11 protein-coding genes are annotated in these 9,744 nt (G+C 25.2%); 4 read left to right on the forward strand and 7 right to left on the reverse strand.

The genetic code is table 11. The features are described from left to right. Nucleotides 1-16 precede the first annotated feature (16 nt). A complete protein-coding gene (locus CLPUN_RS02310) occupies nt 17-496 on the reverse strand; it encodes a DUF4883 family protein (protein WP_077845764.1) in 480 nt (159 codons plus the stop codon). A 221-nt stretch (nt 497-717) separates the two neighbouring features. Between CLPUN_RS02310 and CLPUN_RS02315 the strand changes: the two genes are divergently transcribed. Next, a complete protein-coding gene (locus CLPUN_RS02315) occupies nt 718-1,740 on the forward strand; it encodes a pyruvate kinase (RefSeq protein WP_077845765.1) in 1,023 nt (340 codons plus the stop codon). 124 nt (nt 1,741-1,864) lie between these two features. Here CLPUN_RS02315 and CLPUN_RS02320 read toward each other — a convergent pair whose 3' ends face one another. The 3 genes from CLPUN_RS02320 to CLPUN_RS02330 all read right to left on the reverse strand — a co-directional run bounded on the left by CLPUN_RS02320 (nt 1,865) and on the right by CLPUN_RS02330 (nt 3,939). Beyond that, nucleotides 1,865-2,359, reverse strand: coding sequence for a hypothetical protein (locus CLPUN_RS02320; protein WP_077845766.1), 495 nt, complete (start codon nt 2,357-2,359; stop codon nt 1,865-1,867). A 66-nt stretch (nt 2,360-2,425) separates the two neighbouring features. Beyond that, complete coding sequence (locus tag CLPUN_RS02325) at nt 2,426-3,034, reverse strand: J domain-containing protein (RefSeq protein ID WP_077845767.1); 609 nt, start codon at nt 3,032-3,034, stop codon at nt 2,426-2,428. Next, entirely contained in the window at nt 3,034-3,939 is a 906-nt protein-coding gene (locus CLPUN_RS02330; protein ID WP_077845768.1) for a DUF5685 family protein, read from the reverse strand. Before CLPUN_RS02330 ends, CLPUN_RS02325 begins: the two co-directional genes overlap by 1 nt. A gap of 466 nt (nt 3,940-4,405) precedes the next feature. On the opposite strand from CLPUN_RS02330, the gene CLPUN_RS02335 reads away from it, so the two are divergent. Beyond that, entirely contained in the window at nt 4,406-4,948 is a 543-nt protein-coding gene (locus CLPUN_RS02335) for an NADH peroxidase (RefSeq protein WP_077845769.1), read from the forward strand. Nucleotides 4,949-5,024: 76 nt separating this feature from the next. Here CLPUN_RS02335 and CLPUN_RS02340 read toward each other — a convergent pair whose 3' ends face one another. Continuing rightward, the gene (locus tag CLPUN_RS02340; RefSeq protein WP_077845770.1) at nt 5,025-5,678 is read right to left on the reverse strand and encodes a macro domain-containing protein; all 654 of its coding nucleotides are present in this window, start codon (nt 5,676-5,678) and stop codon (nt 5,025-5,027) included. A gap of 171 nt (nt 5,679-5,849) precedes the next feature. Next, nucleotides 5,850-6,497, reverse strand: a complete 648-nt coding sequence (locus CLPUN_RS02345; RefSeq protein WP_077845771.1) for a hypothetical protein — start codon at nt 6,495-6,497, stop codon at nt 5,850-5,852. Between the two features lie 427 nt (nt 6,498-6,924). Here CLPUN_RS02345 and CLPUN_RS02350 point away from each other — a divergent pair, with 427 nt between their 5' ends. Then, the gene (locus tag CLPUN_RS02350; protein WP_077845772.1) at nt 6,925-8,292 is read left to right on the forward strand and encodes an MATE family efflux transporter; all 1,368 of its coding nucleotides are present in this window, start codon (nt 6,925-6,927) and stop codon (nt 8,290-8,292) included. A gap of 30 nt (nt 8,293-8,322) precedes the next feature. Continuing rightward, nucleotides 8,323-9,090: a prolipoprotein diacylglyceryl transferase gene (gene lgt, locus CLPUN_RS02355; protein ID WP_077845773.1), complete on the forward strand. Its 768-nt coding sequence runs from the start codon at nt 8,323-8,325 to the stop codon at nt 9,088-9,090. 167 nt (nt 9,091-9,257) lie between these two features. Here the strand turns inward: lgt and CLPUN_RS02360 are convergent. Further along, nucleotides 9,258-9,744: helix-turn-helix transcriptional regulator (locus CLPUN_RS02360; RefSeq protein WP_143328955.1), on the reverse strand; the 487-nt coding region annotated here is incomplete at its 5' end.

The following is a 9,744-nucleotide window of genomic DNA, read 5'->3' on the forward strand; positions in this document are numbered from 1 at the left end:
ATTAAGAATATTAGAATTAACTAGATAATGGTTTATTTGCAATGTGATTGCAAAAATCTAATAAATTATATCTTAAAGGCAATTCTTTTACTGAAATAATATCTTCTTTATAATTACCATCCCATGGAGAAATAGAAGCAATAGAATTATCAAAAATTTTAATTAAGTATTTATCATCATTAAAAACTACTTTTATTCTAAAGGATTCCTTTTTATTAATTTGTTCATCAGAGTAACTATCTGAAATTAAGGAAGAAATAAAGTTTTTAATTATTGGATTTTCATTCTTTGAAACTTCGATTTCTTTATATAAATTAGTATCAAAAACATAAAGTGTAAAATTTTCATCACCTAAAATTTTATTCTTCAATTGGTCAGTATAATAATGATTATTTGGTTTTGTAGAAAAATTTATGTATTGAGGATTTTCAGTAATACAGCCACTTAAAGAGAAAAGTAAAAGTAAAGTAATAAAAATTAAATTAAATTTCTTCAAAATTAAAACATCTCCTAATAAAATTTCTTACATTTTTTATATATGAAAAATAATAAGTAAGTATGATAATTCATTTTTGTTAAGTTTATGAAATTAATTAATATTATAATTCTTTTAGGACTTTCATATAATTTGGGAATAGAGAAATTTATTTATTCTAAGTGATAATTGAGAACCTTGTATAATATTATAAATAGAGTAAGAATAATTTGGAGGACATTATGTATATAATAGGGACAGTAGGGCCAAATATAAAAGACAGAACTGTACTTAAGGGGATAATAGATAGTGGTGTAAATGCACTAAGATTTAATTTTATCCATGGGAGTGCAACAGAGTTTTTAGAAATATTGAAAAAGGCAAAAGAAATAAATAAGGATATAGAAATAATATTGGATCTTTCAGGAACTAAAGTAAGAGTATCCAATAATTTTGAATATATATATAAAGTTTATGATGATGAAGAAATATACTTTTGTGGTGAAGATAAATATAGTGAAATAAAAAATAATATAAGTAAGATGAAAATCAAAATAATTCCATTGAATATAGAAAATAAAATTTTAAATGAAAAAGATTATAAGCAAATAGGAATAAAAGATAATACTATGATTTTTAATGTTATAGATAAGCAGGATGGATTTACTAGAGCTATTACAGCAAAAGGCGGAATTATTAGAAAAGGTAAGGGGTGTAACATAAAAAATCTGGAAAGAAAAACTATCTTATTAAGTGAAAAAGATAAGGAGGCCATAAACTGGGGGATTATAAATAAAGTAGATATAGTGTGCCAATCCTTTGTTGAATATAAAGAAGATATTAAACAAATAAAATCATTTTTTTATGAGAATAAGTTAAATGAAGATAAAGTAAAAATTTGGGCAAAGATAGAAACGTTAAATGGAGTTAACAATATAAAAGGTATTTTAAATGAATCTGATGGAATTGTTATAGGAAGAGGAGATTTGATTCCTGAAACATCAATAGAAGATACACCTATATATGAAGAAAGAATATTAAAAGAAGCAAATAAGAATAAGGAAAAGGATATAATTATAGCAACACATCTTTTTAACAGTATGAAAATTGGAAAAATGCCATCAATTTCAGAGGTTGAATGTATATATAATTTTATAAAGTCTGGTGCAACAGGCTTTATTTTAGCGGGCGAAACATCAATAGGAAAAGCACCTATAAAAACTGTTGAATTTTTAAAAAATTTAATAGAAAAATATAATTACTAATTAAAAATCATTCTAAAGGTACAAAAAATAAGTACAATGCATACTTCAATTAATAATTTGCTATAAATTATTAATTGAAGTATGCATTGTACTTAGTAAAGATAACATATTAAAAATAAAAAAGTCAAAAATTCTTATTAAATCTCTTAAGGAAAAAAGATATTGCTAAGGTTAAGGCATAGTCATAAATAAAAAAGACTGCTTGAGCTATTATCCATAAAAGCCATAAAGAAATACTAGGATATATAATACTTAAAAAGCTTTTAGTAATTAAATAAGTAATTCCTAGCAATACATTAAAGGAAATTAATTTTAATAATATTTCTAAAGGCAAGTTTCTAGTCTTTTCTATAAAATATTTAATTATTCCATATATTCCAAAGAACAATGTATAATAAACAGCAATATTAATTGGAATCAATACAAAACTAAGAATGCTTGAAGCAATATAAACTAAAATTGCATTTTTTATTGAAGTTCTTATAATAGATATTGGAATTAAGCAAGAAGCAACTGTTAAAATAGATAAAGTACTTATTGAGAAAATAGAAGTAGTAAAAAGTACTACTAGAGTCAATCCCACTAACAATCCACTTTCAGCAATATATTTTGATTTCATGAAAGTTCACCTCTTTAATAAAACTTAATTTACATAACTGTAACATTGAGTTTCAGATTAGAATATCTAACAACAACCAATTAAATCTCCACCAGCACATTCACATAAACTATCTAAACACCAAAGATTTATACAGCAATTGCACATATCAGCATTGTTTGTATTTGTAGTTCTATAGTAAGGGTTAGAATAGTTATTACCTCTTTGTCTTAGGGAATTTAAACCTTGTCTGTATTCAAAGTTATTTGGATCCATAGAAACCGCTGTATTCATATGTTCAAGAGCAGAATCAAACCAACCTTTATTAAGTAATACTGCACCATATAAATAATGCCATTCTGCAGTTCTATTATTAATAGAATTTAACTTACTTTCCGCAAAAGCATAATTTCCAGATTGAATAGCTCTTCTTATTTCTTGAAAATCAAAAGAACCAGTTGAGGTATTGTTATAATTAGAAGAACTACTAGAAGTATAATTATTATTGTCACCAGAATTTTTAGTTAAAATATCGTAAGCTTTATTAATTTCTATCATTTTTTCTTCTGCTAAATTTTTTAATGGATTATCTACAAATTTATCAGGATGATATTGTTTTATAAGTTTCCTATAAGCACTTTTTATTTCGTCTTGAGTTGCATTAGGCTTTATTCCTAACACTTCATATGGATTCATTATAAATCTCTCCTTTTAGTTTCATTTGTACTTTCTGGATTTTTAGTAACAGTTACATATTTATCCATTAAGCCAAGTTCAATTATGTTATATAGTATATCTTTATTTCTATTAAGTTGCAATTTTTTTAAATTTTCCTTTGATGTATATCCACAGTTTAAAATAGTAAATTCTATTTTAGGCTTTATAAATTCTATAAATTCATTATATAATAAGGAATCTTTATTATATAAAAAATTTATTGGATTAAATTTTCCTTTTTCCATATCAGATTTTAAATCATCTAAAGCATCTATTAAATAAATCCATTTGCCAATAGAATAACCTAAATTATATAAGGTATCTCTAAGCTCCTTAGAGTCATCAATTAATTTATAAGGATAATCGCATAAGATTATGCCAACTAAATTACTAAAAGGATCACATATTTCATCTATAGAAGTAAAAGATTTATTATTTTCTAACATGGAAAGTTTGTTTAAACATTGTTTTATATCATCATTTACTTTAACTATTGAAGAACTAAACTTTTTTTTATATGGTGATAAAATTAATGAAAAAAACTTACTTTTTAAATTTTCATCATCATTTACATCATCTAATAATTTATAATAAAATAAGGAAATATTCATAGCAGCTGCATAAGATAAAGCTTTGTTATTAGCTATTACAAGCTTTTTCTCAGCTGGATGAAGAGAGCATCGATGATATGAAACTTCTAATTCATCTGGATTTAATCCATCTAGTAATAATCCTAAGAAAGTCATATCATAATTTAAAGACATTCTAGGAATATTTCCAAATTCTTTTTTTATGTGGCAACATAATCCACAATAGTAGCATTTAAATCTAGCAAAATCTTTTACTTTCAATTCTGCCTTTAGTGGAATAACATATCCAAACAATAAAAACACTCCTTAGCTGTTGTGAAACTCCATATAGGCTGGTAGTTCACATTTAAATATTTGTTGAACTTATCACCAGTCTTATATAGAAGATAAGTGAAATTAAATTACTTTTATAAAGTTAAGTATAATTCAATTATACAGTAAATTTCAATATTCGAACAATAAAGTTTAGAGATATATAACAAAAATTTCAGATAAAATTCATATTTACAATAAAATAAAGGGAAAAGAGTATTAAATATACTAAAAATAGATAAAATTAATATTTTTAATCGTATACTTGACGTAATTTTTAGAAAATAAGGTATAATATATGTATAAATAAATTCATAAAATATTTTATAAGAAATTTAAAAAAAGTATTTACAATGGATAATAGTTATTATATAATAATGAATGTAGAGAAAATAAATTAATAAAAATAATTAAGATTAAGAAATTTAAATTTTAGGAGGAGAAAATTATGAAAAAATTCGTTTGTACAGTGTGTGGTTATATTTATGAGGGAGAAGCAGCACCAGAAAAATGTCCAGTGTGTGGAGTTGGATCAGACAAGTTTGTTGAACAAAGTGGAGATTTAGCTTTTGCTGATGAGCATGTAATTGGAGTAGCAAAAGATGTTGATAAAGAAGTAATTGAAGGTTTAAGAGCAAACTTTACTGGAGAATGTACAGAAGTAGGAATGTATTTAGCTATGTCAAGACAAGCTGATAGAGAAGGATATCCAGAAGTTGCAGAAGCCTATAAGAGAATAGCATTTGAAGAAGCAGAACATGCTGCAAGATTTGCCGAATTATTAGGAGAAGTAGTTGTAGCTGATACAAAAGCAAACTTACAAGCTAGAGTTGATGCAGAACATGGAGCATGTCAAGGTAAGAAAGACTTAGCAACACTTGCTAAGAAATTAAACTTAGATGCAATTCATGATACAGTACATGAAATGTGTAAAGATGAAGCTAGACATGGAAAAGCTTTCAAAGGATTATTAGATAGATATTTCGCATAAGATTCAGTTTATGAATTTCTTATAAAATAAGGAAAGAGCAGATACTAGATTAAAAATTTAAGTATCTGCTCTTTTTTTATAGTTTCTCTTCATATAATGCTTTGAAAGTGGTATAAATTTTTTCATCTATACAAACTATAGCTATTTCATTAAAAATATCTGGTGATTTTTCAATGAAGGTTAAAATTTCATCTAAAGCTATGTTGCAAGCTTCTCTTACTGGGTAAGAATAAGCACCTGTACTTATTGATGGAAATGCAATAGTTTTAATAGGATGTTCCTCGATATAGTTTTTGCAATCTTTTATAAAAAACTCTTTTTGCTTATTTTCGTTAAATTTATTTGTATTAAAGAGATACAAATTTTTGTTTATATATTCATTAATTTGTTTAGTGTAATAATCAGAGTAATTAACTGCAATATCAAGAACAGAGCGATAAGCATTTCGTAAATATTTTTCTTCAGAACCACTATTTCTATAAATAGGTCCTACTGTGTGTATTACCCAATATACACCACGTTCTACTAAGTTATAGGATTTTGTTAGTTTAGCTTTACCAGTTAGGCAACCATTTAAGGTTCTACATTCTTCTAATAATTTATTTCCACAAGCCTTGTGGATTGCACCGTCAACACCACCGCCTCCAAGTAAAGAGGTATTTGCAGCATTTATAATTGCATCAAATTTAATTTTTGTGATATCATCCAGTAATATTTCAAACTTTGTCAAATAAATCACCTCATAATTATAGTCATAAATTCTCCTAATTAATAGTTTACACCTAATTGATTCAAATAAAAATACTTATTTTACATAAAATGTTAAATTTAAAAGAGAACACATACGGAAAAGGCATATGTGTTCTCTTTTTATTAAAATTATTTTAAATTAAAAATATTATTAAATAAGCTTATTTTCTAAATTTTTTCTTCTATTATCTAAAGGATTTAAATTTATATGATGCACCTTCATTGTTTCATCAGGGTCCATAATTAGTTCATCTAAACGAATTCTACCTTGAGTTGTATTAGCTACAACCATAATATCAGAACTTTTTTTGTAGACTACCCAATTATATCCATCTTTGATAACTTTGTTTACATCTTCCATAGAAATTAAAGCTTTTTCTTTAGGATTGCCAAATTTATCTCTTAAAATTATTGCCATAGTTTCATGATCGATTTTTGTACAATCATTTTTTAAGTTCTTATTATATAATTCTAAATTCTCTTTTCTATTATCTAAAGTATTTCCATTTAAGTGTTTTATTGGAGCTTTTAGATTAACATCTAAGATTACTGATTGAATAGTTTGCTTAGTAGATATTGTTTTTCCATTAACATTACTAGTTATCAAAGTTTGTACTAAATAATTATTAAAATCTTTATGCCATTCAGCAAACCAAATTCCAGCATTTTTAACTTTTTCAGCATCAAAGGTATCTATTTTGCAAATAAGTTCAGTTCCATCTTTTTTTAAAATGGCAATTTCAGTGAGATTACCTTTTGTAGTATATTTATTTTCTTGAGTTTTATAATTTGTATTTATGGTTAAGCACCTCTTTCATGATTTTAATGTTTCAATAATATATAAGGTATATTAAATTGTTATTCATCAGAAAAATAACATAAAATAGATTATTTTACAAGACAGTATTTTTATTATTACTCATATATAGTTAATTTAAACATTATATCATTATACCAAATTAGAATTATAAAAGATATATATTTAGGGATAAATCTTTCATAAGTATAAAAAATGTGGAGGTGTAAATTTAATTTTTAATTGGAATAAATCAAGCTGCTTTTAATATAGACTATTTTGGCAGAGGATATAAATCTTAATAAAAATAATGTAGATTAACATAAGATAAAGATGATAAAACTAAAAATAAGTAGACACAATGAATTGAACTAAGTAAAATAGAATATGATATTAAAGAAAGTGTAAAATATATGAGGTATTAAATATTATGGTAATTACAAAAGAATTAAAAAATATAGCACAAGATAAAAAATTTATACGTAAAACTATAGCTATTACAATTCCAATAGCGCTGCAAGCTTTATTAAACACAAGTTTAAATCTTGTAGATACTGTGATGATTGGAAGTTTAGGACAAAAAAGTATTGCAGCAGTTGGACTTGCAAATAAAGTTTTTTTTGTCTTTACTTTATTATTATTTGGAATTGTAAGTGGTTCGTCTATTTTAACAGCTCAATACTTTGGGAAGAGAGATATAAAAAGCATAAGAAAAGTACTGGGAATGTCACTTAGTATGGGATTAATTGGATCATTAATTTTTGTAATTCCAAGTTTAATATGCCCAGAAATTGTTATGAGCATTTTTACGCCTAATGAAGGAACCATAAAAATAGGTGCAGCATATTTAACAATTGTAGCAATTAGTTATCCATTAACAGCAATTACAAATGTTTATGTTGCATTACTTAGAGGGGTAAATCAGGTAAAAGCTCCTGTTATAATAACTTTAATTTCTATTTTAATAAAAGTAGTTTTAAATTATATCTTAATATTTGGACATTTGGGAATGCCAGCTCTTGGAGTACAAGGAGAAGCTATTGCAACTTTAATTGCAAGAACTGTTGAATGTACATGTATATTATCCATTGTATATTTTCAAAAGGGTCCAGCAGCTGCAAAGTTTAAGGAACTTTTTGCATTTGATAAGACGTTTGTGAAACTATATTTTGTAACTGTCTCTCCAGTTATTATTAATGAATTTATGTGGGGCTTAGGTGTGACAATGTATTCTATGGTATATGGAAGAATGGGGGATGAAGCAGTTGCTGCTATTACAATAACCCAAATTGTTGAACAAATAATAACTGTTATTTTCCAAGGAATTAGTGCAGCAACAGCAGTTATTTTGGGAAATGAATTAGGTGCAAATAAATTAGAAGAAGCTAAAACTCATGCTAAGTATTTTATTATATTGCAGTTTATTAGTGCTTTAATTATGATGATGATTTGCTTTGTTATTAGAAATCCATTAATAAATTTATTTAATGTATCAGATGTTGTAGGTGCAAATATAAGTAACTGTTTGATTGTATTTATAATTTTTTTACCTTTTAAAGTGTTTAACTGGGTTAATATTGTTGGAATTCTTAGAAGTGGTGGAGATACTAAGGTGGCATTAATGCTGGATATTAGTGGTGTTTGGTGTGTTGGTATACCTTTAGCTTTTTTAGGGGGAATATTACTTCAAGTTCCTATTTATCTTGTTTATGCAATGGTTGCATTAGAAGAAGTATATAAATTTATTTTAGGTTTTAGAAGATACAAACAAAAAGTATGGCTTAGAAATTTAGTGTAAATGTTCTAAAGATTAGAAAGGGGTTATTTTATGGATCCAATAGCATTTGAAATAGGAAGTTTTGAAGTTAGATGGTATGGTATACTCATAGCTTGTGGTGTAATATTAGCAATGCTACTCACTAGCTATAACTGTAAAAAGAAAGATGTAGACTTTGATATAATATTAGATATATTTTTTATAGCATTTCCAGCGGCCATTATTGGAGCAAGAATATATTATGTAATATTTGAATTTGAAAATTATAAAAATAATTTAATTGATATGTTTAATATTAGAAAAGGTGGATTAGCTATTCATGGTGGATTAATAGGAGCACTTTTAGCTATTTATATATTTGCAAGAATAAAAAAAATGAATATTATAAAATATTTAGATGTAGCAGCGCCATCAATTATATTAGCTCAAGCAATTGGTAGATGGGGAAATTTTATGAACGGAGAAGCTCATGGCGGGAAAGTTTCATATGAATTTATAAGTAAATTCCCAACTTTTATTCAAAAAGGCATGTATATTGGAGGAACTTATTATCATCCTACATTTTTATATGAATCAGGTTGGAATCTTATGGTTTGCATTATATTACTTATAATTTTATATAAGAAGATCAATAATGACAATGGAATTGTCATTGCAAGTTATATGGTATTATATTCATTAGGTAGAGTATTTATAGAAGGTCTAAGAACTGATAGTCTAATGATAGGAAATATGAGAGTTGCTCAATTAATAAGTATTTCAGGTATTATACTTGGAGCAAGTATTATATTAATCATTAAAAAGAAGAAGACTAATTGATAATGTAAAGTAAATATATTAATTTATTTTGAGTATTTTTACTGTAATGTTAATGTAATAATTAAATACTATATTAACATTACAGTGTTTTTATTTTAAAACATAAATTTAATTTTGAATTGCTATTTTTTGATTACAATTCTTAATTTACAATGAAATTAAAAACTTTAATATAAATTATTTTCAAAATTTTTTTTATATTTGTATGGTGTTTCACCATAATGTTCCTTAAAACTATTTATAAAAGATTTTATATTAGGAAAGCCATTATCAAAAGCTAGTTGATTAATTGAATAATTACTATTCATTAGATCTCTATATGCAGAGGTAAGGCGTATATTTTTTAAATATGTGCCAACAGTAATTCCCATATATTTTTTGAAGATTGTTGCAAGATATTCTTTTGAAAATTGATAGTTTGTTGCTATTTCATCTAAAGATATATTGTCTTTGTAATTTTCATCAATATAATCAGTAATAATTTTTAAACGTTCTAAATTTCTTTCATTTTTTAATTCTGTGGTTGTATTTTTTTTTATGCAAAAATCATTTAGCAAAATATATAATATTTCATATAATAAACTTTCTATTTTTAAATAATGAAATTTATCATTTGAATTTTCATCATCAACAAATACAAGTGGTGTATTATTA

This window comes from Clostridium puniceum, assembly GCF_002006345.1.
GTDB lineage: Bacteria > Bacillota > Clostridia > Clostridiales > Clostridiaceae > Clostridium > Clostridium puniceum.